Below are 23,669 nucleotides of genomic sequence, written 5' to 3' on the forward strand. Positions count from 1 at the left end.
TTTATAGAAAAATAAACGATTCTACTTAAGTGGTATAGTCCACAAAAAAATTCAAAAAAATTTAAATTTTCCTGACTATTCATTGCTTAAAAATACTCATAAAACGCTGGTTTTTCAGTAGGTAATGCCCACTGCCATTGCTGAATAATCTTCTCTTCTATAGGTTGATTGGCATATATCACAGCATCTTGTACTGACAGATAGCCAACCATCATTGCAGAAAAAAGATTAATAGGTAATGTTAACATATGCATGTCACTGATCGAATTTGTCTCAATTATTGAGACATGGCCACTTTTATTTATTTGATAGATCTGTTCATTCCAAGGACAATACTTATCTTCAATACGGACATACAATGTTTCATGAATATCCTTCCATGGATATTGCGTCATAAATGCATAAGCATCTACCACTCTGACCATGACATCCTGTTTAACTTCCTTTTCAAATTGTGGCTCTTCGAAATAAAAGCCAAATGGCCTATGATTGGAAGTAACCCCTTTCATACTACTGACACTTGCTGCATGAGATGTCATGTAACGCCACATAGCTTGTTCTGCTGAATAATTTGCTACGATAAAATCTTGAATTTCAAACGTACCCTGCTGGATCGTATAACGGATATATCCCTCTAAATGATCGTCGTTAAAATAGGCAGCAAAATGACTATCAGGGCTCCTTCTTTCAATTCTTCTCCACCATGCATCATCACGGATCATACCACCATTTTGCGCAATAGCCATTACCTGATGAAATTCCTTAATCTTTTCGAAAAGCTCGGAGTCAGGCCATTCAAAGCTCATTCGTTTGACGACATCTAATTGCTTCCCAAATGAAGGGAACATCGATTGTGGTATTGTGTAATATAATTTTTCGAAGAATAACTCCCATCCGAAATGACGGTAGAAGGACACAGAAAATGGTGCTAATACAGAAATGGTTTGCCCATTTTCACGCATACTTTGTAGAGCTTCTGTCATCAGTTTTTTTATAATTCCCTGCTGACGATACTCAGGATAGGTAGCGACAAACCCTATGCCCCCCATCTTGTAGCTAATACCATGCACGGTCATATTGAGTGGTAGAATTAATAGCTGTCCCACTACCTTTTTGGCATCATAGGCACCTAATGTTACACTATGCTCAATCCAATAGTGAAAATCCTCTCTACGTGGCCCAGTATATTTATTTGGAAAACAATAATCTCGTAATTGATGGATCTGCCCATAATCGTTCGGTGAGACGATACGAATGTCCATATAACCACCCCTTTTAGAACTGAATATTCTTATAATTAAATAGCTATGAATCTGTTAAAGGAGATTCGTCTGCAGTGGCTGGTAAATCAACCACTGCTAGAATCCTTAAAGCATTTCCCCTATTTCCTTTGTTACCATAATATCTGTTATAGTTTGAAATACTTTTTCAGCATCTGGTCCATTCGCTGATATTTCCACTACACTTCCTGGTTTAACCCCTAATGACATAACACCCATAATAGACTTTAAATTTACGTCCTTCTCTTGAAAAGTTAAGGTAATATCACTTTCGAATGGTGTAACCGCAGTGACTAGTAACGCAGCGGGTCTTGCATGTATTCCTTCGGGTGTAGTAATTTTATATATCTTCTTCATTCATAATGCCTCCATTTTCATGTGAAATCTATTCGATCTTGATAATTGGCAATCATTATCTCATTATGTGACCAATCGGAGTCTACATTATTGCTAACAAAAATGGGCAGCTCGGTTGAAGTCTTGGCAATTTCCTCAATAACTTCGCTGAATAAAGCATTCAATAGCAGCGAACCGATCACTGTCGATGCAGGTGCATATTGCATGTTTTGAGCATGTGCATGTAGAACTCCATCACCAATAGGTATATGGGTGTTAATAACGAGATCTACCACTTCTTCCAGTCGTAGTCCACAATGATGACGTGTTGCCTGCTCCCTATAATCAAGTGATTGGAGAGATAGGACAAATACGTTTGCATGTTTGGCTAATAAAGCTGCATCAATCGGTGCCGCATTTCTACCAGAAGTTGAAATCACAATGCAAATATCATTTTCACGAAAGTCAAATTGCTCTTTATATTGTTCAATAATTGCTGGGTCCTTTTCGTTAATAGAAGAGGCTATGGCTCCTGCATGTAATGCTAGAGGTTCAATAAAAATCGGACGTACCGGTACTAGACCCCCCGCACGATAAAAGGCCTCCTGTGCTAATAGCTGTGAATGACCACAACCGAATAATTGGATAATCCCACCTTTTTGAAGGCGTTGCACAATAATTTGTGCCGCTTCCTTTATACAAGCAGACTCCTGCTCCTTCACAACCTGGATCAGCTTTTCAATTTCAGAAAAATATGCATCCATATAATCACCTTTTTATTTCACTTATAAATTTGTAACGATCCGCACGATACGTACTACGTACAAGCTCAAATGGCCGACCATCAGATAGATAGCTCGTACGTTTAATAATTAAAACAGGCGCTGTTTGATTAATTTGCAAAAACTTTCCATCCTCTTTCGACACAATCGCTGCTTCCATTTGTTGGACGGCATTACCAATTTTCTGATGGAATTTTGCTTCGATTAATGCATATAACGAGCCCATTATTTGCTTCTCATCCAACTCTGGATATACTTTCACAGGTATATACGTTTTTTCAATCGCCATTGGCTTGGAATCAGCATTTCTTATTCGCACGACAAAAAACACTTCTTCTCCGGGCTCCATCATTAAATCCCTTGCAATATCCACTGGTGGTATAATTTTTTCAAAACGTAATACTTTACTACTCGGTTCCATTCCTCTTGCTCGCATATCCTCAGTAAAACTTGTTAAGCCTTTTAACGGTTGCTCTAATTTTGGATTGGCAACATAGGTACCTCTTCCTTTTTCCCGATAAAGCAAACCGCTATTTACGAGATTGGTAATGGATTGTCGGACAGTCATTCTACTAACATCAAACTGTGCAGAAAGCTCTCGTTCTGAAGGTATTGTTTCACCAATTTTGTACTCTTCTAAATAAATTCGTTGTTTAATAATCTCTTCTATTTGTATATAGATAGGTATATGAGAATTTTTCTCTAACAATTCTTGCACCTTCCTTATCGCCTCATTTATGATTTCTCAAATACAACTTTACCTCGACAAATAGTTTTTTGCACATTTAATTTTTGATCAAGCAATACAAAATCTGCATCAAAACCTTCTTTGATTCGCCCCTTCTTGGACAATCTTAACTGCTCCGCGGCATTTGTAGAGGACATGGCGACTATTTCTTGAAGTGAACAATTTGTAACAGCCTTCATATTTTTTACTGCCTGTTCCATCGTTAAAATACTGCCAGCTAACGCACCATTTGCTAAATGAGCACCTTTTTCACTCACAGACACTGTTTGCCCACCTAAATCATATTCGCCATACTGTAATCCTTTCGCGCGCATCGCATCCGTAATAAGAATAATGCCCTTTGCACCTTTCAAACGATAAGCCAACATGACAGATTGAGGATGACTATGCACAAAATCAACAATGAGTTCAACTTTAATTTTGTCATCTAGTAAAGCTCCGCCGACAACACCAGGGTCACGATGATGAAAAGGCCGCATTTGATTATATAAATGAGTGGCCTGCTTTACTCCTAAAGCTACTGCTTTATGGACTTCATCTATTGAAGCGTCAGAGTGACCAATAGATGGAATGACCTGAAAGTCTCTTAGTGCTTCAAGAAATGGAAAGCCACCCTCTATTTCTGGTGCTATCGTGATTTGTCTTATTTGATGGTTACTAATATTTTGCCAATGGGCAAATTGCTCAATCGTAGGACTAATCATGTAAGCTACTGGCTGAGCACCAGCGCGAATTTTTGAAACAAATGGACCTTCCACATGTATACCCAATACATTGGCTTCTCCTTCATGACGTTGGAATTCCGCTACATTCAATAAAGCGCTTTCAATTTTACTGATGGATTGTGTCATTGTCGTAGCCAGAAAACTTGTAACACCTTCTTGCACTAAAGAGCGAGCCATCGCATGTAAAGACTGTTGAGTAGCATCCATCGTATCATGGCCTGCTGATCCATGTATATGCATATCAATATAACCTGGGAGCAGAAACCAATCCTGATCTGTACCATCTATATAGTGAGCTGCCTCGATATTTAAGTTACAGCCTATTTGAGCAATTTCCCCGTCCTGAATAAAGAGATCACCCTCAAATGGTTTCCCTTCAGGATTAATCATTGTGACATGGGAGATTAATAGCGTATCCTTCAAAATTTCACCTCCAGCTAAATTTTTAAAGCTTCGAGGAATTTTCACCATTTCTTATAAGGTATAGTTGTCTATACCAATTATATGCTCATTTTCCAAAAATAAAAAGCTATTTTTTCTATTTTCTAAATTTTTCATACATTATTTTGTTCCTTGAAATAGTTCTGAATAAAAAAGCTAAGATACGTGAGCGGTTGGTATATATACATTTGCACATAAAAAAGGAGCTTTTTTATAAGCTCCTTTTCAATCCTATGTATAGGACGAATCCCAATTGTGCCGTAATGCCAAGAAACATTCGTTTTGAACCCGCAATTTGCAGGGGGGTGCCTGCTTTGCAGCTTTAAACGTCCCGCTCCGCTAGGGGCATGTTTGCGACCACAAAATGAAGGCTCCCGATTCGATAGTGTTCGGTCAAAACTGTGAAGTAGAATTAGCAGTTAGACAAACACATCAGGATTCGTATTACAGTTATCATAGCACCACTTTTCTGATAATTCAAACTATTTTATCTAATAATCTATAATTTCTTGAGAAAACGCAAAAAATACCTAGATTCCCAACAATTTTTGCTAGGAAATCCAGGTATTTTGCATTATAAATTATTTTCTAAAAGGTTTAATTGCCAAGCTTAATTCGCTAAGTTGCTCAGCGGATACTTCACTTGGTGCTTCTGTCATTAAGCAGCTTGCACTTGCTGTTTTCGGGAATGCAATTGTATCACGTAAATTGTGACGGCCTGCTAATAGCATCACAAAGCGATCAAGACCAAATGCAAGTCCAGCATGTGGTGGCACGCCATATTCAAATGCTTCTAATAAGAAGCCGAATTGGGCTTGAGCTTCTTCTTCAGAAAAACCAAGTAATTCAAACATTTTTTCTTGTAGGTCACGTTCATAAATACGTAGTGAACCACCACCAAGCTCATAGCCGTTTAATACGATATCATATGCCTGTGCACGAACAGCTGCTGGATCTGTATCCATTAGCGGAATATCCTCGTCAAACGGACGTGTAAATGGATGGTGAGCTGCATAATAACGACCGTCCTCCTCAGAGTATTCAAATAATGGCCAGTCTGTAATCCATAGGAATGCAAATTGTGATTCGTCGATTAATTCTAAGTCTTGACCTAATTTCGAACGAAGTGCCCCTAAAGAAGCCGCTACAACAGATGCTTTATCCGCAACGAATACTAGAATATCGCCAACTTCTGCATCCATTCGTTCGATTAATGCTGCCGCTAACGCCTCATCGAAGAATTTTGCGATTGGGCCATTTAAGCCTTCCTCTGTTACCTTTAACCAGGCAAGTCCTTTAGCGCCGTAAATACCAACGAACTTAGTTAGTTCATCCATGTCTTTGCGAGAGTATTTGTCAGCTGCACCTTTAATATTGATACTTTTAACTTGTTTTCCTTGTGCCACAGTATCAGCAAACACTTTGAAACCACAGCCTTCAAAAACTTCATTTAAAGCTACTAATTCTAATCCAAAGCGTACATCTGGTTTATCAGAACCATAACGATCCATTGCTTCCTGATACTTCATACGTTGGAATGGTGCAGGAATATCAATCCCTTTTACTTCTTTCATGACTGCTTGGATTAATCGCTCGTTCATTTCTAAAACTTCTTCTTGTGTTAAGAAGCTTGTTTCAATGTCCACCTGTGTAAACTCAGGTTGACGGTCAGCACGTAAGTCTTCATCACGGAAGCAACGTGCAATTTGGAAATACTTCTCAAAGCCAGCAACCATTAATAATTGTTTAAATAGCTGCGGTGATTGAGGTAAAGCATAAAATTCACCTTCATGGACACGTGATGGTACTAAATAGTCACGAGCACCCTCTGGCGTTGATTTTGTTAAAATCGGAGTTTCAACCTCTAAAAAGCCTTCGTTTTGTAAGAAGTTACGGATTGTACGCGTAACGTCCGAACGCATTTTGAACGTATCGAACATAACTGGACGACGTAGGTCAAGATAACGGTATTTTAAACGTAGATCTTCTGATACGTCAGTGCGATCTTCAATTTGGAATGGTGTAGTTTTTGCTGTATTAATGACGACTAAATTCGTCGCCTCCACCTCGATTTTACCATTTGGTACATTCGGGTTGATTTGGTCCTCTGTACGTAGAATAACTGTTCCTTCTATTTCAATTACGTACTCACTACGCACTTTATCCGCCAATGCATGCGCTTCTGCAACGTCTGGACTAAAGACTACTTGTGTAATCCCTGTACGGTCACGTAAATCAATGAAAATTAATCCACCTAGGTCACGACGACGCTGTACCCATCCTTTTAATACGACTTTTTCGCCTTGTAACGTTTCTGAAAGCTCGTTACTAGCATGTGTTCTTGTAGCCATTGTTAAATTCCTCCAAAATATATTCAATTTATGTAGCATTTAACGAGAAATGCCATATCTTTGTTTAGGATTGTTGTGATAAATGATTGACTAACTCTGAAAATGCAACCTTGTGCTGCTCACCAGATTCCATATGCTTTACGGCAGCTGCTTGCTCTTCAAGCTCTGTTTCACCAAGGACAATTGTATACTTGGCCCCTAGACGGTCGGCTGATTTCATTTGGGCTTTCATTTTACGATCTAAATAATCCATCTCTGTTGCAAGGCCCTTTGCACGGAAAGTACTAGTTAACTCTACCGCCTTTTGCTTTGCATCATCGCCCATGGCAATAATATAAACGTCTAATCCAGAAGCCGTATCTAATTCAACACCTTCTGCTTCAAGCGCTAATAACAAACGTTCAATACTTAAAGCGAAACCAATACCAGGAACATCTGGACCGCCTATTTCTTGCACTAGACCATTGTATCGTCCACCACCACAAAGTGTTGTAATAGCTCCGAAGCCAGATGCCGTTGACATAATTTCGAAGGTCGTATGGTTGTAATAATCCAGTCCTCTTACAAGGTTTGGATCAACCTCATACGTAATGCCAAGAGTATCTAAATATGATTTCACTTGGGCAAAATAAGCAGCCGATTCCTCTGTAAGGAACTCTGTTAATGCAGGAGCTGTTTTCATTAATGGGTGCTCACGATCCACCTTACAATCTAAAATACGCAATGGGTTCTTTTGTAAACGATTTTGGCAATCTGAGCAAAATTCATGAATATTTGGCTCAAAATGTTGTAATAAAGCTGTACGGTGCGTATCACGTGTTTCTTTATCACCTAGTGAATTGATCACTAATTTTAAATCCTTTAAGCCCGCTGATTCATAGACATCCATTGCAAGTGCAATGACTTCTGCATCAATTGCAGGATCTGCTGAACCAATTGCCTCTACACCAAATTGAACAAATTGGCGATAGCGACCAGCTTGTTGACGCTCATAGCGGAACATAGGCCCTAGATATGAGAGCTTAACAGGTTGATCTGGAGCGCCAAACATTTTATGTTCCACATATGCACGTACAACACCAGCTGTATTTTCAGGACGTAGTGTTAGTGAGCGACCGCCACGATCCTCAAATGTATACATTTCTTTTTGAACAACATCCGTTGTTTCCCCTACACCACGTGCAAATAAATCAGTCTGCTCGAAAATCGGTGTGCGAATTTCGTTGTAGCGATAGACGCGACAAATATCACGAATAATCGCTTCAACCTTCTGCCATTTTTCAGATTGACCTGGCAAAATATCTTGTGTCCCTCTTGGCACTTTAAAACTCATGTAATTCCCTCCTATATTGATTGCCTATGATTGAGCCATTTTCATCGAGACTAAGTGGGTTCTACTTATGTTGAGCGAGGTTTCATCTGACCCTCCTCCAACGCAAGCGGCGGACATCCTCATATTAAGTAAGCTTCCTCACTACTAGCATTCCATGTTTTTGACAACACAAAAAAGCTCCCGTCACCTTGCCTATGCAAGGGACGAGAGCTATATAAGCTTCCGCGGTTCCACCCTAGTTGACACAAATTTTTACATGTGTCCTCCTCGTAATCGGATAACGGCCGATTCCGTTTTTTCCTACTAAGCACTGCTTTTCAGAAAAAAGCCTCTCAAGTGTTATTCACGTTATACATTTTTGTAGGAAAGATTGCAGCCTAAGTCTTTCCTTCTCTGTTCCAATAGAGGTACACGCTACTTGCTTGGTCATAAGCGATTAATCATTTTTCGATTACCCTTTATGTTAGTCACTAGCTAACCCAATGTCAACTATTTTTGTATTTTTCATAAGAGAGTAACGAAAATAACAAATTCCATTACCTTTTTACCACGAATTTTGATACAAAAGCATGGTAAAATAGCACAAGGAATAGGAGGAATCTGATGAGGACAAAAATTTTACATAGTATTATCATCTTCGTACTAATAGTAACAATTGCGATTCCAAATAAGAACTTTATGCAACATGCTTCCGCTGATACGAGTGATCTAAAAGTATCTGGTACGATTCTTCATTTACGTGAGGGTCCTGGATTGTCTTATCCAATTATTACGACTTTAGATGAAGGTGATCCTTTAACTTCAATCGCTCGTGAAGGTGATTGGATACAGGTAAAAGCAGGTAGCTATGAAGGCTGGGTAGCATCCTGGCTAACTACCTCTACAAGCACTCAAAAAACCATTGATAAAACTGTTATTTCACAGGTTGACCGTTTAAATCTTCGCACTGATCCAGATATATCTTCTGCTGTTCTTGGACAGCTTTCTACGGGCAACCAAGCAAACCTCCTGGAGGAAAATAATGAATGGGCAAAAATTGATTGGAACGGATTATCTGGTTGGGTTTCTAAGGATTATGTAACGATTAATGACAGTCCTAAAAAAGAAAAAGAGCCAAAAGAGGATTCTGTAGAAGTATCTACAACTACTACACCTGTTAATAAAGATACAACTTTTACGATATTGGTGGATGCACTGAATGTTCGTAAAAAACCTGATTTGAATGCCAAAAAAATTGGCACAGTGACAAAGGGACAGGCTTACAAGGTCCTTGCACACGAGCACAATTGGGTACAAATTCAGTATAATGATAAAAAAGCTGGATGGGTCTATAGTTTTTACGGCACTTTTTCAAATAAAGTAAAGAGCACATCTAAATCGTCCTCTTCGAAAGATTTAGAATCCGTTACTATTATTTATAATGGGACAAACTTACGAACTGATGCGTCAACCACTGCTGAAGTTGTGGAGCGAGTAGACGCTGGTAAAACCTACCCTATTGTCGGCGTAAAAAACGATTTTTATGAAATTCAATTAGACAAAGAAACAGCGTTTGTTGCGAATTGGGTTGTTACAACGAGCTCCAATAAAACTTCTATCCCACAAAAGGATCAACAAGAGCCTCGTAAAAAGGGAACTTTAAATGGATTAACCATTGTTGTAGATGCTGGACATGGAGGCAATGACCACGGAACAACAGGTCAACGTGGAACAGAAGAAAAAGGGATTACTTTGAAAACTGCTACTCTCCTTGCTTCTAAGCTAAGTGCAGCGGGTGCCAATGTTGTTATGACAAGAGAGTCTGACGAGTATGTGGCCTTGCGGAAGCGTGTCTCGATTGCCCATCAGTATGAGGCAGACGCTTTTATTAGTCTTCATTATGATGCTACCGATGATAGCTCTATTAACGGCTTCACATCCTATTATATGAATAGCAATCAAAAAGGGCTTGCGGAGGCAATACATGATGGACTTTCGAGTAAAATTGATTTGAGAGATCGTGGAACCCAACAAGGCAACTATTTAGTACTACGTGAGAATCGACAAAGAGCCGTTCTTATTGAGCTGGGTTACTTAAGTAATGCGAGTGAAGAGCGTGCCATCACCACGGCTAAATTCCGTGAACAGGCTACTCTTGGTATTTATCAAGGCATCTTAAATTACTTTAATGCGAATGAAGAATAATACAAAAAAGCTGTGGAATGGTCATCATTTTCCACAGCTTTTTTCATGTTTTAAGAAATACCTAATGCTACTGCAGCTATTAATGCTATACATGCAATCAATGCCCAGCCAAGAATCATCTTCCAAATGAATTTAATCCACTTTTCATATGGGATACCTGCTACGGCTAAATACGCCATTAATGCAGATGAAGTAGGAATAATGGAGTTTGTTAATGAATCTCCGTACTGGAATGCTAAGACTGCTACTTGTCGTTCTAATCCTAATAAATCAGTAATCGGAATCATAATTGGCATAGTTGCTGCCGCCTGTCCACTACCAGATGAAATAAATAAATTTAAAAGGGCTTGAATAAACAGCATACCGATTGCACTTATAGCATGCGGTAAATGTCCGATTGTCTCTGATGCCGCATAAACAATTGTATCTATGATTTTCCCTTGCTCTAAAACGACTGTAATAGCACGTGCAAAACCTACGATGAGAGCACCGAACGTTACAGCCTTTGCCCCATCAATAAAGGAGTCGAATATAGTGCCAGGTTTTAAACCGCCAATGAGGCCAGCAATTAAGCCCATAATTAAAAATGAAGCCGTTAATTGTGTTAAAAACCAATCCCAATTAAAAACACCATAAATATTAAATCCAATGCCACATGCCATTACAATAAAGACTAGCTTATGCTTCCCTGTTAATGAAGGAATGTCAATCGCAGACACATTGGATTTAGCCTGTTGTTCAATCTCATAAATCACACTTGCCTGCGGGTTCTTTTTCACCTTAAAAGCATAGCGAGACACATAGAAGATAGCAAAGCTTAATACAAAAATATAGACAACTGCACGGAAACCAATCCCCGAGAATAAAGGTACATCTGCTAATGATTGCGCAACGCCAACCGTAAAGGGATTTAGCATTCCCCCAAAAAATCCACTGGCTGCTCCTAGTGTAATCATGGCAGTTCCTGTTACTGCATCAAAGCCCATAGCACGAGCGATTGCTACACCAATTGGTACGAAAATAATCGTTTCTTCTGCCATCCCCATTGTAAAACCACCAACAGAGAATAGAATCATAGAAAGTGGAATTAAGAGCTTTTCTCTACCCTCTAATGCTTTTACACCTTTATAAACACCAGCTTCGATAGCACCTGTCGAACGAATAATGCCAAATACACCACTAACTAAGAAAATATAGAAGATAATTTGAGCACCTTTTTCAAGGCCCATCGGTACTGCTGTAAACATTTCAAAAATGGAAACTGGATTACTATCAATATGATGATAGCTACCATCCACAACGAGCATACGTCCTTCTGGATCTTCTACTCGGTCAAACTCACCTGCTGGAATAATATAGCTTGCAATACCTGCTAGAAAAATAATAGCAAAAATAATCGTATATGTATGAGGTACTTTCAGCCAACTCTTCTTTTTTACACGCTGTTCATTTTCCAAAATATCACCAACCTATTGATAGATTTTGACACTAGCAAACTCTATCAAAGCCCCCTTTCTACTTTGTCGCTATATGTCGTTAATTGAAAATAAATATACATTAGTTCAAATTTATTGTAAAGTATTAATTTTCTATTATTTCAGATTTCCCATTTTGTCGTTGCCTTATAAAGCTTTCTAGGACGGCCTTGATGATAAGGGTGCTCCTCCCCTGCCAACGTAAAATAGTTCTGTTCAATTAAACGATTAATAATGCGCTCAGCAGATCTACGTGACAGATTCATATAGTCTGCTAATTCAGCAGCAGAAAAGGGGCGATTATTGGTTACCAACATGAATTGCTTCATAACGTTAATATTTTTAGCACTCATTTTCACTTTTTCAGCAATCTCTAAAATATGTTTATTATTGCTACTTAAGGCTACTTTATTATTATTTTCAAATAATGGTCCATGTAATCGATTCTGTTCATCCACCAAGCACATTACCGTAGAAGTCTCGCTATATTTGGTTGTAAAAAACAAAGCCTGTGATGAATGGGCCTCTGCCTCATGTAAAGAATAGCCATAGCCAACACCCACTTTGAAAATAGTGCCAAATTGTTGTTCATACTGTTCTTTTAGCGAGCGTAAATAAGAAGGTTCAAGCTTTTCAATTACCCCTCTTGTTGAAATAATTAAATAAGGCTCCTGCTGTGCTGGCATGACCTTTGCATGCAAACGAGCGCATAATGTTTCTAACGCACTTTGAAATACTGGATGAAGATGTGATAAATTTTCTTGGCAATGAATAGAGACAACGGCAATTTGCGAGGAAGCCAATAATTTATGATGATACGCATCTAGGGCATAAGTAACCGCCGCTGTAAACGTTTGTTTGCTTTCGACCATATACTTCGCAGGTAGCCCTAATTGTTCAAGCTCTATAAAAACAGCATGAAGGCTAGTAAGAGCTAATTTTGTCTTTCCAGACTCGAATAACTCCTTATGAAATTGAACATAATCAGCCATATTTAAATTTGCTATTTTTTCAGGTTTTTCATGGACCAATGCATAATCTTTTACATGCACATCAGTAGATGCAATTCCTGCCTCCTTCATCACTTGATGAAAGCTATTCATATTAGGCAAATCTATCGATAATTCGCTCAATCCTACTCGTTCATGATGGTGTAGGGATAATAGCGAAAGGGCTAAAGTCAATTCATCAAAAGGAAGATATGTCGCTTGTATAGATGATGCCTTTATTTTTTCATAGCAATAGTAATAGGGAATGGAGCCAGCAAATAATACAATATCCGATTGAGATGCAGCTTCTTCAATATAATCCACACACTGTTCAGGATGCGTATATGGAAAATGAATAAATTGTACGTGAGGAAATACTGCGAAATGCTCTTTTATATTATTCCAAAAAAACAAAGAACCTAAAATCGCTATTGTTTGCATAATTTTCAACCTCTCTAATAAAGCAAATATTCTAATAATTAAGTCCATTCATTATAACGTAAATATACAAAAAAAGAACCTTCCATCATCGAAGGTTCACACATACTCATTTTTTGGTTGTTTCCAATGTAACCCACACAATTTCCTCCAACTGTATGAAGAATGGTGTACGACTAATCTCTAAAATAATATGGTCAGGTAATATTGATAATAAAATACCTTGTTGAATGTTTTTTTCTGTTTGCACTACAATAGCCTGACCAACCATCATTTTAAGAGTTTCGTATAAATATGGATTGGATATACTTCCTATCTGCGCCATGTTCTTGACACTCCCTCCTATAAAACTAACCATACTCTTTAGTATATGAAGGAATGATAGGAAATGTACCATTTATTTTGATTCTAGAAGTATTGTTATTGGTCCATCATTAATGAGAGCAACATCCATCATTGCACCAAAAATGCCTGTCTCCACATGTAAACCGTGTTCCCGTAATGCTTGATTAAAAGCTTCCCACAGCGGCTCTGCTACTTCTGGTCTTGCAGCACTTGTGAAACTTGGACGATTCCCTTTTTTTGCATCCCCATATAACGTAAATTGAGAGACGGATAAAATAGCGCCACCATGCTCTAAAATAGAATGATTCATTTTTCCATCAGCATCTTCCCAAAGGCGTAAATTGGCTACTTTTTTCGCTAAGTATTCAACATCTTCCTGCGTATCTTCATGTGTAATTCCAACTAGAAGAACATAGCCACTATCGATGGCTCCTGTGACAGTTCCGTCTACTGTTACAGAAGCTGTTTTACTACGCTGTAATACTACCTTCATACGTCAATAACCCCAATTCTAACTATTGCTTAATTGATAACACGCTGCACCGAATAAATATCAGGTGTTTGTTTAATTCGCTCCACAACCTTATGCAAATGCGAAATATTTGAAATAGAGATTGTTAAATGAATTGTAGCCATTTTTTCACGATCAGCACGGCCACTTACCGCTAAAATATTCGTTTTAGTTTCACTAACAATTTGCATAATCTCATTTAAAATACCAGGTCGATCAAAAGCAGAAACCTCAATATCCACTGGGTATTCCTTTTTCTCAGGGATGACACCATGCTCCCACTCGACTTCAATTAAACGCTCCTGCTCATCCTCAATTTGAATATTAGGACAGTCTGCACGATGCACGGATACACCACGACCTTTTGTAATAAAGCCAACAATGTCATCTCCTGGAACAGGCGTACAGCAGCGCGAAAGTCGAATGAGCATATTATCAATGCCCTTCACAATGACACCTGATTCCGTACGTTTTTGTGGGATCGGATTTTTCATTTTTTGTTCGATTTTTTCTAAGGCTTCTTCCTGTTCACGCTCTTTTCGGCGTTTTTCAGCTAAACGATTCACAACCTGTTGTGCTGTTATTCCGTTCATACCAACAGCTGCATATAAGTCCTCTTCATTCGTATAATTAAACTTATCGCATACTCTTTTTAGATTTTCAGCTGACATTGTTTCCTTTAAATCGAAATCCTGTGCACGGATTTCCTTTTCAATCATCTCTTTGCCTTTGACAATATTTTCCTCGCGTAAATGACGTTTGAAAAATTGCTTTATTTTATTTTTTGCCTGTGAGGATTGTGCTATTTTCAGCCAATCTCTGCTTGGCCCAAAGGATTGCTTAGATGTTAAAATTTCAATGATGTCACCCGTTTTCAGCGGTGTATCAAGCGGCACCATTTTGCCATTAATTTTCGCCCCTATTGTACGATTTCCGACCTCAGAATGGACACGATAGGCGAAATCGATTGGGACTGAACCAGCAGGTAATTCAATGACATCACCTTCAGGAGTAAAGACGTACACCATATCAGAAAACAGATCAAATTTTAAGGATTCCATAAACTCTTCCGCGTTGGAAGACTCATTTTGGAATTCTAATATTTCACGGAACCATGTTAATTTTTGGTCGACATTTTGCTTTTGATGGTCAACCTTCCTACCCTCTTTATACGCCCAGTGTGCCGCAATCCCGTACTCAGCAATCTTATGCATTTCCTTTGTACGAATCTGTACCTCTAATGGATCCCCATACGGGCCAATAACGGTTGTGTGTAAAGATTGATATAGATTTTGTTTTGGCATAGCAATATAATCTTTAAAACGTCCTGGCATTGGCTTCCACAATGTATGCACAATCCCTAATACGGCATAGCAATCTTTAATACTATCGACCAATACACGAATGGCTAACAAATCATAAATTTCATTAAACTGTTTCTTTTGTAGCACCATTTTTCGATAAATACTGTAAATATGCTTTGGACGTCCATATACATCTGCATCAATTTCAACTTCATATAGCTGTGATTTCATTTCAGCCATGACATTGTCTAAATATGCCTCACGTTCATCTCGCTTTTTCTTCATCAAACTGACAATACGGTAATATTGCTGTGGGTTTAAATAGCGAAGTGCTGTATCTTCAAGCTCCCATTTGACAGTCGATATTCCAAGACGATGTGCAAGCGGTGCAAAAATTTCTAAAGTTTCTTTCGAAATACGTCTCTGCTTTTCGGCAGGCAAATGCTTTAGCGTACGCATATTGTGAAGACGGTCTGCTAGCTTTATTAAAATGACACGGATGTCCTGCGCCATGGCTACAAACATTTTTCGATGATTTTCTGCTTGCTGCGCCTCTTTTGATAAATATTTAATTTTCCCTAATTTTGTAACTCCGTCCACAAGTACTGCTACTTCTTCGCCAAATTCCCGTACCAAATCATCCCGCGTAAAATCTGTATCTTCGACAACATCATGTAAAAAACCTGCCGCTACAGTTTCTGGGTCCATTTGTAATTCAGCTAGAATACCCGCTACTTGTACTGGGTGAATGATATACGGTTCACCAGAGCTACGGAATTGCTCAATATGGGCATCCCTTGCTAATTCATATGCTTTTTTCACGAATGCGACATTTTCATCATTCATGTAGGATTTGACTAACTCAAAAACGTCCTCAGGAGTCAAAATTTGCTCTTTCGCCATAACATGTCCACCTTGCTCGTCAAATTTTTCAGATTAGATATAAACTTAATTGTATAAAATTTTGTAGCCCATTGTAAAGAGACTGTGTCATTTAGTTTAGTTAATCTCGTGAACAGCATTAAAATTGGAAAAAATATTCTTCTTTTTAATAAAAAAGACCCTCTGTGACGTTATATCACAAAGAGTCTTTGTTTCGACAAGAGAATTAGTGTAATTGATTGAAGGCTACAGCAATTTTCGCGCCCACTACTGCATTGTTTTTCACTAATGCAATGTTGGCATCAAGGCTTTTACCTTCTGTTAATTCTTTTACTTTACCTAATAAGAATGGTGTCACGTTTTTACCTTGAATACCATTTTCTTCAGCTTCAGCTAAAGCTTTTTCAATTATATTCGTAATAAACGCGTGCTCTAAAGCTTCAGCTTCAGGGATTGGATTAGCAATAACAGCTCCACCTTTTAAACCTAATGCCCATTTTGCGCTTAGCATTTCTGCAATTTCTTGTGGTGTATCAAGCTGGAAGTTTACATCGAATCCACTTTGACGTGTGTAGAAGGCTGGTAATTCATCCGTACCATAACCAACTACAGGTACACCTTTTGTTTCAAGATATTCTAATGTAAGGCCGATATCTAAAATAGATTTTGCACCAGCACAAATGACAGCAACATTTGTTTGTGCTAATTCTTCTAAATCAGCAGAAACATCCATTGTCGTTTCAGCACCACGGTGAACGCCACCAATACCACCTGTTACAAAGATTTCAATACCTGCTAGCTCTGCACAGATCATTGTAGCTGCAACTGTTGTCGCTCCAAGTTTTTTTGTAGCAAGTAAGTAGCCTAGGTCACGGCGTGAAGCTTTAGCAACACCTTGTGCATTACCAAACATTTCAAGCTCTTCATCTGATAAACCAATTTTGATTTTCCCATCAATTAATGCAATTGTTGCAGGTACGGCACCATTATCGCGAATAATTTGCTCTACCTCGCGAGCAGTTTGTACGTTTTGTGGGTATGGCATTCCGTGAGAAATAATTGTTGATTCTAAAGCCACGATTGGTAAGCCCTTTGCTTGTCCTGCTTTTACTTCTTCTGATAATACGATGAATTCTTTCATGTTGTTATTCCTCCATTTCACTTTTTAACAAATCTACAGATAATTCAGGTCTCACTGTATAAGGAGATGCTAAGGTATTTTTTGCATTGGTTAACCCTGCATCAAGACATGTCGCAAAGGATTGTCCTGTCAGCCAGCCGTGAATAACAGCACTAACAAAGGCATCTCCAGCACCTGTCACATCTTCAATCTTATCAATTACTTTGGCAGCAAAATGACTAGGCGCAATAGTTGTTGAAGCCGCATATACGCCCTTACTGCCAGCAGTGATAATTACATGCTCAGCACCTAATTGTAGGAGCTGTTGTAATGCTTTTTCATAATGACTCACGTTTTCAATTGTATGTCCTACAATTGTTTCCGCTTCATCCGTGTTACAAATAAACCATGTTACGCCTTGTAATGTTTCAGGTAGTCGATTCATTTTAGGCGAGGATACTGGCACAATGACCAGTGGAATTTCACGAGCAATAGCTACTTGCTGGATATAAGCCACTGTTTCTTTCGGACAGTTTAAGTCCAAAATAAAGCAGCCAGCGTTCACAAGCATCGTCTCATGCTTTTTTAACAAATTAGGCAATAATAAGTCATATACTTCCATATTGGCTACAGCTAGTGCTAGCTCGCCCTGCTCATCCATAATGGCTGTATAAGAACCAGTTGAAGCTTCAGGTAACTGCTCCACATATCGTAGATTCATAAACGATTCTGAAGCATCTTGGATCACTTGCCAATCCGCATCTTTACCAGCTGTTGTGAGCAATGTCACTTGATGGTTTAATCGGCCTAAGTTTTCAGCAATGTTTCGACCGACACCACCTACACTAAAGGAAGAACTAGCAGGGTTAGATGTTCCAAATTGAACATTGCCCTTCACGTGGAATTTTCGGTCTAAGTTAGCTCCACCGATACAAATAATTTCATTTGCCTCGGGTAAAATATAAGCACGACCTACTATTTTTCCTTCCTTCGTTAAACTAGACACTAAATTAGCAAGTACGGGACGAGATAAATTCATGGCATCCGCCATCTCTTGCTGAGACATAAACGGATTTTGGCGAATTAAAGCAAGCACCGCCTGTTCTCTTTCATTCATAGCATCACCTTTTATTATATTTGTTTACATTATAAACTTTTGTTTGAGTTTTGTCAAAAAAAAGTTGAACCTTTCATACAGAGGTTCAACTTTTCATGTTTAGTTCGTTTGTGCTTCTGGAGAAGCTTGTTTTTTGACGATGATAACGAATAGGCTCGCCAATGCACAAAAAGCCCCTGCAAGAAAAAAAGCCCATGTATAGGAATTGAAAAATTTATAAATCAACCCTCCACCATATGCAGCAACTGCCGCTCCCGCTTGATGAGAGGCAAAGATCCATCCGTAAATAATACTACTCTTTTGTACGCCAAAAGTTTGTCGGGCAATACTAATCGTAGGTGGCACAGTTGCAATCCAATCCAGACCATAAAAGATAGTAAAAATAGTTAATAAAACAAAGGAGCCCTGTGCCAGAGCATACGGGAGTAACAGCAGGGAAGCGCCTCTTAACAGGTAATACCAAAATAATAACCAACGATTATCAAAGCGATCTGAGAGCCAACCAGATGCAGTAGTACCTAGTAAATTAAACACACCCATAAAAGAAAGGAGCGATGCAGCCGTTACTAATGGAATACCAAAGCTAATGCAATAAGAGACAAAATGAGTACCGATTAAACCACTCGTTGAAAGACCACAAATGAAAAAGCTCCCTGCTAACAGCCAAAAAGTTTTGACCCTAACCGCTTCTAATAAGCCATTGAAGGCCATACTAATTGGATTTTTCTTGAGCTGCACAGGAGGATTTTCAAATATTTCAACCTGTCCATAAGGTGTTAAGCCTAAATCCTGCGGTTTGTTTTTGATAAAAATAGCAATCATGATTAACATCACTATACTCAAAAGTAGAATAAAGCCGATTGCCCATCTCCATGAATAGTGGTCAATGATAATAGCAAGCACTGGCAATAAAATAAGCTGACCCGTGGCTGTACTAGCTGTTAAAATCCCTACTGCCAACCCTCTTCTTTTGACGAACCAATGATTGGCTACATAAGGACTGAGCACCGTTAAAAAGAGGCTTGCGCCGAGACCAATGATTCCACCCCAAATAATGATTAATTGCCATGATTGATTCATGAAAAATGTTAAAGACATGCCTAACACTAATGTAGACATAGCACTTATCATCATCTTTTTTAAACCTATTACTTCAAGCAAAGCTGCCATAAATGGTCCAGAGATGCCATATAAAAATAAGCTGACGGCGAATGCTAGCGCAATCGTCGACCGATCCCATTGAAACTCTCTTTCTAAAGGTTCAATAAACACACCAGATGATGACATTGTAATTCCAGCAACAATAATGGAGAAAAACGTGACCACTAAAATAAACCAGCTGTAATGAATCCGCTTCATGATTCCACCTACTTTTCTTGTCAGAGTCACTCTAAAAGCATGTATATACATGTTTTAGAGTATATTCGTCCATTTATATGTATATACATGTATAATGATAGTAACCATTTCATTAGATAGCTGTCAATAAGTATTTTTTAGCGCTTAGGTGTATACTTACAATTAGTAGAATCCCCTCAAAGGAGTACTGACCATGAAAAATCAACAGAATACTATCGATTACACACAAATATGTGTTTGTGCAAACCTTCGAAAAAAAACAAGGGTCGTGACGCAGCTATATGATAAATTACTTCAGCCTACCGGTTTAAAAGTGACTCAATATTCTATGCTGGCACATATCGACCTTCAACAAGCTGTTTCCATTAGTCGATTAGGTGAAATTTTATTGCTTGACCAAACGACCGTGACACGTAATATCAATCTATTAAAGCAATATGGCTACGTCGAGTTAAAGCGTGATCCACATGACGCTCGCACTAAAAATATAATGCTCACTGAAAAAGGGTTAGAAAAGCTGCATGAGGCTGCACCCATTTGGCAAACGATTCAAGATAAAATCGTTGATGATATTGGTGTCGAAAAATATGCTGATTTCTATGATACTTTGCGAACAATGCAAAAGATCATTCAGTCCTACGATGAACAATAAAAAAAGCGCCCATGTGATGGCGCTTTTTTCAATGCTCTTAATATTGAATAAGAGTTTTAATATTTAAGTCGCCCAGCTTGTCACGACCATTTAATTCTAAAAGTTCAATTAAGAAGGCACAACCCACTACTTGACCACCTAATTGTTCCACTAGACGAACAGTAGCTTCTACCGTACCGCCTGTTGCTAGTAAATCATCACAAATTAGTACCTTTTGACCAGGCTTAATCGCATCATTATGCATAGTTAATGTATCTTTGCCATATTCAAGACCATAGTCTGCACTAATAACCTCGCGTGGTAATTTACCCGGTTTGCGAACAGGTGCAAAGCCGATTTCAAGGGCATAGGCAACTGGGCACCCAATAATAAAACCACGTGCTTCAGGACCCACTACAATTTCTGCGCCTAGTTCTTTTGCATATTCTACAATTTGATCTGTTGCATATTTGTATGCTGGTCCATGATCCATAATTGTAGTAATATCTCTGAATGTAATACCCTCTTTCGGCCAGTTTTCAACCGTTGTAACGTATTGCTTTAAATCCATTTTATTGCTCCTCCTACGAAACGTATTCGTCTAGTCATGTATTCGTTCATCAAACCATTGTTTTAATTCTATATAAGGAGCATAGACAAGCATTTGCTCCATTTCAATCTGTTCTGAACGTTGTTTGTACGACGGTGCCTCGGTCAATGCTTGTTTTGGAGCATCCACGTTGACAGTCGTCAGTCCACTCTCCATTTTAACAAAATCAAGCTCAAAAAACACCTGTGTCATAAATTTTAATGTTTCTAATGGCCATCCAGTATGCTTAGCTATGTCTGCTACATGCATATCAAGTGGAAATGCTGGTCGATTTTTCAAGAATTTATAATACCATGCAAATTGCTCACGGGTAGGTAAAACGTTAAAGTACTGTGAATCTGGCATATAAAAGTGCGCATAGATGCGTGAAGGGGCTGTCTTCTGTAAAACCTCTTCTAGCTTGTGAATATTTTCAGGCAAATCTAAAAGAACAATATATTCACTTTGTCCGATGTTTGAAAGAGTTGGATCAACGACTATTATAGGAGCATCAATTAACGATTGATAATAGGTCATAGTTGTTGGACGAAAGGCAATAAATGTCGCCTCTTCCTTTGGTACTGTATTGAGCCAGCGAGCCGTTTGACGAATACCACGAATATCAAAAAGCTGCCATTCAGTAGTTTGAACATCTTCAATCATAAATTGAGCTTTTTTACGACCCTGCCACTCGTTAATTTGCAAATCACCAATAAAGGACACTTTTATGCCATACGTTAATTCATCATGTAAATGGCCCTTATGGAAACCAACACTATCTAATTTGTCATAGCCATTCGTTAATTCCATTTTTATATGGTTCTCAGCTGCTCCAATTTTTCGCATCGAAGATATTTCAACATCCTCAAGCACATAAACTGGCTTCGGAAAATCGGTACCATACGGGCCAAGTGTTGATATTTCTTCAATAGCATCTGCAGAAATTTCATCTAGGCTTAGAGGAATATCAATGTGTACCACAGGTGTTAACTGCTCTTCTGTTAAACATGCTCTTGCCTGTGTATCCAAGCGTGACCGTAGTTCATCCACATGCTCAATTGATAAAGTCATCCCCGCTGCCATCGGATGCCCCCCAAAATGAGGCAAAATATCACGATTTTTGGCCAATTCATTATATAAATGGAAGCCTTCAATACTGCGTGCAGAGCCTTTTGCTGTGCCTTTTTCAGGGTCAAGTGAAAGGACAATCGTCGGACGATAATATTGTTCAACAAGACGTGAAGCAACGATTCCTACAACCCCTGCATTCCAGCCTTCTCCTGCTACAACAAGGACTAAAGAATCGCTAATTTTCTTCTCTGCTTCAATTAGGGCAATGGCTTCATCCGTTATACTTTTGACAATATCCTTACGCTCGGTATTGCAGACATTTAGCTGTTTGGCCAATGCTGTTGCCTTTGCGCTATCCTCTGCCATTAATAATTCGACACCTGGCGATGCATCACCGAGACGGCCCACTGCATTAAATCGGGGACCAAAATAAAAGCCAATCGTTTCCTCATTAATTTTTGCTTGCTCCGTACTCGCAATATCACACATGGCTTGTACCCATGGACTAAGAGAACGACGCATTTCCTCTATCCCTCGTTTAACGAGATAACGATTTTCATCCACTAACGGCACTAAATCAGCCACCGTGCCAATCGCAACATATTCAAATAAATGAGTTGGCAGTTCTCCGTATAGAGCATGTGCAAGCTTAAATGCTACACCTACACCAGCAAGCTCTCCAAAAGGATAATGCCCTTCAGGTAAACGTGGGTGTAAAATGATATCTGCTGGTGGTAATTCCTCCCCTGGCTCATGGTGATCAGTCACAATGACAGCCATCCCAAGCTCCTTCGCTACACGAATAGGTTCAATCCCCGAAATCCCATTATCCACAGTGATAATTAACTGCACACCCTCCTCATACGCTTCCCGGAAAAGAGCCTCATGTGGCCCATAACCATGAATAAAACGATTCGGTATTTTAAACGATACATCAGCACCAAGATCCAATAGAACATTTAGCATGACCGTCGTACTTGTCACACCATCCGCATCATAATCGCCATAGACTAAAATTTTCTCTCCATTAACAAGAGCTTGCTTAATTCGTGCCACCGCTTCCGCCATACCGTGCATGAGAAAAGGGTCATGGACATTCGCTTCTGTCATATTTAATAAGCTTTCTGCATCAGCTGTTGTTTCACAGCCTCGCGCTGCTAATATTTTTGCTGCAATCGCAGAAAGTTGTAAGTCATTTTGTAATGCTTGTACAAGTTTTACGTCTGGGCGCTCCACTTGCCATCTTTTTTTCGATAGAATCATCTTCTCACTTCCTTACGAAAGCTATTATACCGAAATTCTACACGATACGCACTATCCGTAAGATTGATAGTTTTATCCAAGTAAGGCTATGTCTCTGCTTCGGCATGCTATCCGTCACTTTGACCCTGCTATCCGTCACTTTGACCCTGCTATCCGTCACTTTGACCTCGCTATCCGTCACTTTGACCTCGCTATCCGTCACTTTCCCTCCTCTATCCGTCACTTTCCCTCTGCTATCCGTCACTTTCCCTCCTCTATCCGTCACTTTGACCTCGCTATCCGTCACTTTGCTCCTTCTATCCGTCACTTTCCCTCCTCTATCCGTCACTTTCCCTCCGCTATCCGTCACTTTCCCTCCGCTATCCGTCACTTTCCCTCCGCTATCCGTCACTTTC

The 23,669-nt window shown here is 39.1% G+C and carries 19 protein-coding genes, 1 other RNA gene, 1 pseudogene and 1 other annotated feature; of the genes and pseudogenes, 2 read left to right on the forward strand and 19 right to left on the reverse strand.

Going from position 1 to position 23,669, the window contains the following annotated elements:
* Positions 1–86: 86 nt before the first annotated feature.
* From AC07YC_RS08710 to hisS, 8 genes are all read right to left on the reverse strand, one after another.
* Positions 87–1,262, reverse strand: a complete 1,176-nt coding sequence (locus tag AC07YC_RS08710; RefSeq protein ID WP_336635805.1) for a GNAT family N-acetyltransferase — start codon at positions 1,260–1,262, stop codon at positions 87–89.
* Between the two features lie 105 nt (positions 1,263–1,367).
* Positions 1,368–1,637, reverse strand: coding sequence for an HPr family phosphocarrier protein (locus tag AC07YC_RS08715; protein WP_494919066.1), 270 nt, complete (start codon positions 1,635–1,637; stop codon positions 1,368–1,370).
* Positions 1,638–1,654: 17 nt separating this feature from the next.
* Positions 1,655–2,380, reverse strand: a complete 726-nt coding sequence (locus AC07YC_RS08720) for a sugar isomerase domain-containing protein (protein WP_494919067.1) — start codon at positions 2,378–2,380, stop codon at positions 1,655–1,657.
* 4 nt (positions 2,381–2,384) lie between these two features.
* Positions 2,385–3,107 (reverse strand): GntR family transcriptional regulator, encoded by a 723-nt coding sequence (locus AC07YC_RS08725; protein ID WP_025114380.1) that lies wholly within the window; start codon positions 3,105–3,107, stop codon positions 2,385–2,387.
* Positions 3,108–3,133: 26 nt separating this feature from the next.
* Entirely contained in the window at positions 3,134–4,294 is a 1,161-nt protein-coding gene (gene nagA / locus AC07YC_RS08730; protein WP_494919068.1) for an N-acetylglucosamine-6-phosphate deacetylase, read from the reverse strand.
* 260 nt (positions 4,295–4,554) lie between these two features.
* Positions 4,555–4,754: non-coding RNA, 6S RNA (ssrS, locus tag AC07YC_RS08735), on the reverse strand.
* Positions 4,755–4,893: 139 nt separating this feature from the next.
* The gene (gene aspS, locus AC07YC_RS08740; RefSeq protein ID WP_336635810.1) at positions 4,894–6,663 is read right to left on the reverse strand and encodes an aspartate--tRNA ligase; all 1,770 of its coding nucleotides are present in this window, start codon (positions 6,661–6,663) and stop codon (positions 4,894–4,896) included.
* 64 nt (positions 6,664–6,727) lie between these two features.
* The gene (gene hisS / locus AC07YC_RS08745) at positions 6,728–7,996 is read right to left on the reverse strand and encodes a histidine--tRNA ligase (RefSeq protein WP_025114383.1); all 1,269 of its coding nucleotides are present in this window, start codon (positions 7,994–7,996) and stop codon (positions 6,728–6,730) included.
* Positions 7,997–8,192: 196 nt separating this feature from the next.
* Positions 8,193–8,435, reverse strand: a binding site (T-box leader).
* 164 nt (positions 8,436–8,599) lie between these two features.
* On the opposite strand from hisS, the gene AC07YC_RS08750 reads away from it, so the two are divergent.
* Complete coding sequence (locus AC07YC_RS08750) at positions 8,600–10,180, forward strand: N-acetylmuramoyl-L-alanine amidase family protein (protein WP_494919069.1); 1,581 nt, start codon at positions 8,600–8,602, stop codon at positions 10,178–10,180.
* Positions 10,181–10,230: 50 nt separating this feature from the next.
* Here the strand turns inward: AC07YC_RS08750 and AC07YC_RS08755 are convergent, their stop codons facing one another.
* The 8 genes from AC07YC_RS08755 to AC07YC_RS08790 all read right to left on the reverse strand — a co-directional run bounded on the left by AC07YC_RS08755 (position 10,231) and on the right by AC07YC_RS08790 (position 19,720).
* Positions 10,231–11,637 (reverse strand): YfcC family protein, encoded by a 1,407-nt coding sequence (locus AC07YC_RS08755; protein ID WP_494919070.1) that lies wholly within the window; start codon positions 11,635–11,637, stop codon positions 10,231–10,233.
* Positions 11,638–11,777: 140 nt separating this feature from the next.
* Complete coding sequence (locus AC07YC_RS08760; protein ID WP_494919071.1) at positions 11,778–13,133, reverse strand: MarR family transcriptional regulator; 1,356 nt, start codon at positions 13,131–13,133, stop codon at positions 11,778–11,780.
* Positions 13,134–13,191: 58 nt separating this feature from the next.
* Positions 13,192–13,407, reverse strand: coding sequence for a DUF2642 domain-containing protein (locus tag AC07YC_RS08765; protein WP_036119154.1), 216 nt, complete (start codon positions 13,405–13,407; stop codon positions 13,192–13,194).
* 72 nt (positions 13,408–13,479) lie between these two features.
* Positions 13,480–13,920, reverse strand: coding sequence for a D-aminoacyl-tRNA deacylase (dtd, locus tag AC07YC_RS08770; RefSeq protein WP_494919073.1), 441 nt, complete (start codon positions 13,918–13,920; stop codon positions 13,480–13,482).
* A 29-nt stretch (positions 13,921–13,949) separates the two neighbouring features.
* Positions 13,950–16,145: a RelA/SpoT family protein gene (locus tag AC07YC_RS08775; RefSeq protein ID WP_336635814.1), complete on the reverse strand. Its 2,196-nt coding sequence runs from the start codon at positions 16,143–16,145 to the stop codon at positions 13,950–13,952.
* A gap of 205 nt (positions 16,146–16,350) precedes the next feature.
* Positions 16,351–17,265 (reverse strand): pseudouridine-5'-phosphate glycosidase, encoded by a 915-nt coding sequence (locus AC07YC_RS08780; protein WP_025114648.1) that lies wholly within the window; start codon positions 17,263–17,265, stop codon positions 16,351–16,353.
* A 4-nt stretch (positions 17,266–17,269) separates the two neighbouring features.
* Positions 17,270–18,361, reverse strand: a complete 1,092-nt coding sequence (locus tag AC07YC_RS08785) for a carbohydrate kinase (protein WP_008181093.1) — start codon at positions 18,359–18,361, stop codon at positions 17,270–17,272.
* 99 nt (positions 18,362–18,460) lie between these two features.
* On the reverse strand, positions 18,461–19,720 hold the full coding sequence (locus AC07YC_RS08790) for an MFS transporter (protein WP_336635815.1): 1,260 nt from the start codon (positions 19,718–19,720) through the stop codon (positions 18,461–18,463).
* A 193-nt stretch (positions 19,721–19,913) separates the two neighbouring features.
* Here AC07YC_RS08790 and AC07YC_RS08795 point away from each other — a divergent pair, with 193 nt between their 5' ends.
* On the forward strand, positions 19,914–20,372 hold the full coding sequence (locus AC07YC_RS08795; RefSeq protein ID WP_336635816.1) for a MarR family winged helix-turn-helix transcriptional regulator: 459 nt from the start codon (positions 19,914–19,916) through the stop codon (positions 20,370–20,372).
* Between the two features lie 37 nt (positions 20,373–20,409).
* Here the strand turns inward: AC07YC_RS08795 and AC07YC_RS08800 are convergent, their stop codons facing one another.
* From AC07YC_RS08800 to AC07YC_RS08810, 3 genes and pseudogenes are all read right to left on the reverse strand, one after another.
* The gene (locus AC07YC_RS08800) at positions 20,410–20,922 is read right to left on the reverse strand and encodes an adenine phosphoribosyltransferase (RefSeq protein WP_008181098.1); all 513 of its coding nucleotides are present in this window, start codon (positions 20,920–20,922) and stop codon (positions 20,410–20,412) included.
* 30 nt (positions 20,923–20,952) lie between these two features.
* Positions 20,953–23,274 carry a single-stranded-DNA-specific exonuclease RecJ gene (recJ, locus tag AC07YC_RS08805; protein WP_494919076.1) on the reverse strand — a complete coding sequence of 774 codons (2,322 nt, stop codon included), beginning with the start codon at positions 23,272–23,274 and terminating at the stop codon, positions 20,953–20,955.
* 37 nt (positions 23,275–23,311) lie between these two features.
* Positions 23,312–23,669 (reverse strand): annotated as a pseudogene (locus AC07YC_RS08810) (hypothetical protein); the annotation flags it as partial.

Source organism: Lysinibacillus sp. GW247-5R2A, from assembly GCF_059424475.1.

Excerpts from the sequence above, each read along its gene's own strand:
- recJ (WP_494919076.1), bottom strand. The coding sequence starts at position 23,274 with ATGATTCTATCGAAAAAAAGATGGCAAGTGGAGCGCCCAGACGTAAAA.
- AC07YC_RS08710 (WP_336635805.1), bottom strand. The coding sequence starts at position 1,262 with ATGGACATTCGTATCGTCTCACCGAACGATTATGGGCAGATCCATCAA.
- AC07YC_RS08765 (WP_036119154.1), bottom strand. The coding sequence starts at position 13,407 with ATGGCGCAGATAGGAAGTATATCCAATCCATATTTATACGAAACTCTT.
- AC07YC_RS08780 (WP_025114648.1), bottom strand. The coding sequence starts at position 17,265 with ATGAAAGAATTCATCGTATTATCAGAAGAAGTAAAAGCAGGACAAGCA.
- dtd (WP_494919073.1), bottom strand. The coding sequence starts at position 13,920 with ATGAAGGTAGTATTACAGCGTAGTAAAACAGCTTCTGTAACAGTAGAC.
- AC07YC_RS08795 (WP_336635816.1), top strand. The coding sequence starts at position 19,914 with ATGAAAAATCAACAGAATACTATCGATTACACACAAATATGTGTTTGT.
- hisS (WP_025114383.1), bottom strand. The coding sequence starts at position 7,996 with ATGAGTTTTAAAGTGCCAAGAGGGACACAAGATATTTTGCCAGGTCAA.
- AC07YC_RS08750 (WP_494919069.1), top strand. The coding sequence starts at position 8,600 with ATGAGGACAAAAATTTTACATAGTATTATCATCTTCGTACTAATAGTA.
- AC07YC_RS08775 (WP_336635814.1), bottom strand. The coding sequence starts at position 16,145 with ATGGCGAAAGAGCAAATTTTGACTCCTGAGGACGTTTTTGAGTTAGTC.
- AC07YC_RS08785 (WP_008181093.1), bottom strand. The coding sequence starts at position 18,361 with ATGAATGAAAGAGAACAGGCGGTGCTTGCTTTAATTCGCCAAAATCCG.
- AC07YC_RS08760 (WP_494919071.1), bottom strand. The coding sequence starts at position 13,133 with ATGGACTTAATTATTAGAATATTTGCTTTATTAGAGAGGTTGAAAATT.
- AC07YC_RS08800 (WP_008181098.1), bottom strand. The coding sequence starts at position 20,922 with ATGGATTTAAAGCAATACGTTACAACGGTTGAAAACTGGCCGAAAGAG.
- AC07YC_RS08720 (WP_494919067.1), bottom strand. The coding sequence starts at position 2,380 with ATGGATGCATATTTTTCTGAAATTGAAAAGCTGATCCAGGTTGTGAAG.
- AC07YC_RS08790 (WP_336635815.1), bottom strand. The coding sequence starts at position 19,720 with ATGAAGCGGATTCATTACAGCTGGTTTATTTTAGTGGTCACGTTTTTC.
- aspS (WP_336635810.1), bottom strand. The coding sequence starts at position 6,663 with ATGGCTACAAGAACACATGCTAGTAACGAGCTTTCAGAAACGTTACAA.
- AC07YC_RS08715 (WP_494919066.1), bottom strand. The coding sequence starts at position 1,637 with ATGAAGAAGATATATAAAATTACTACACCCGAAGGAATACATGCAAGA.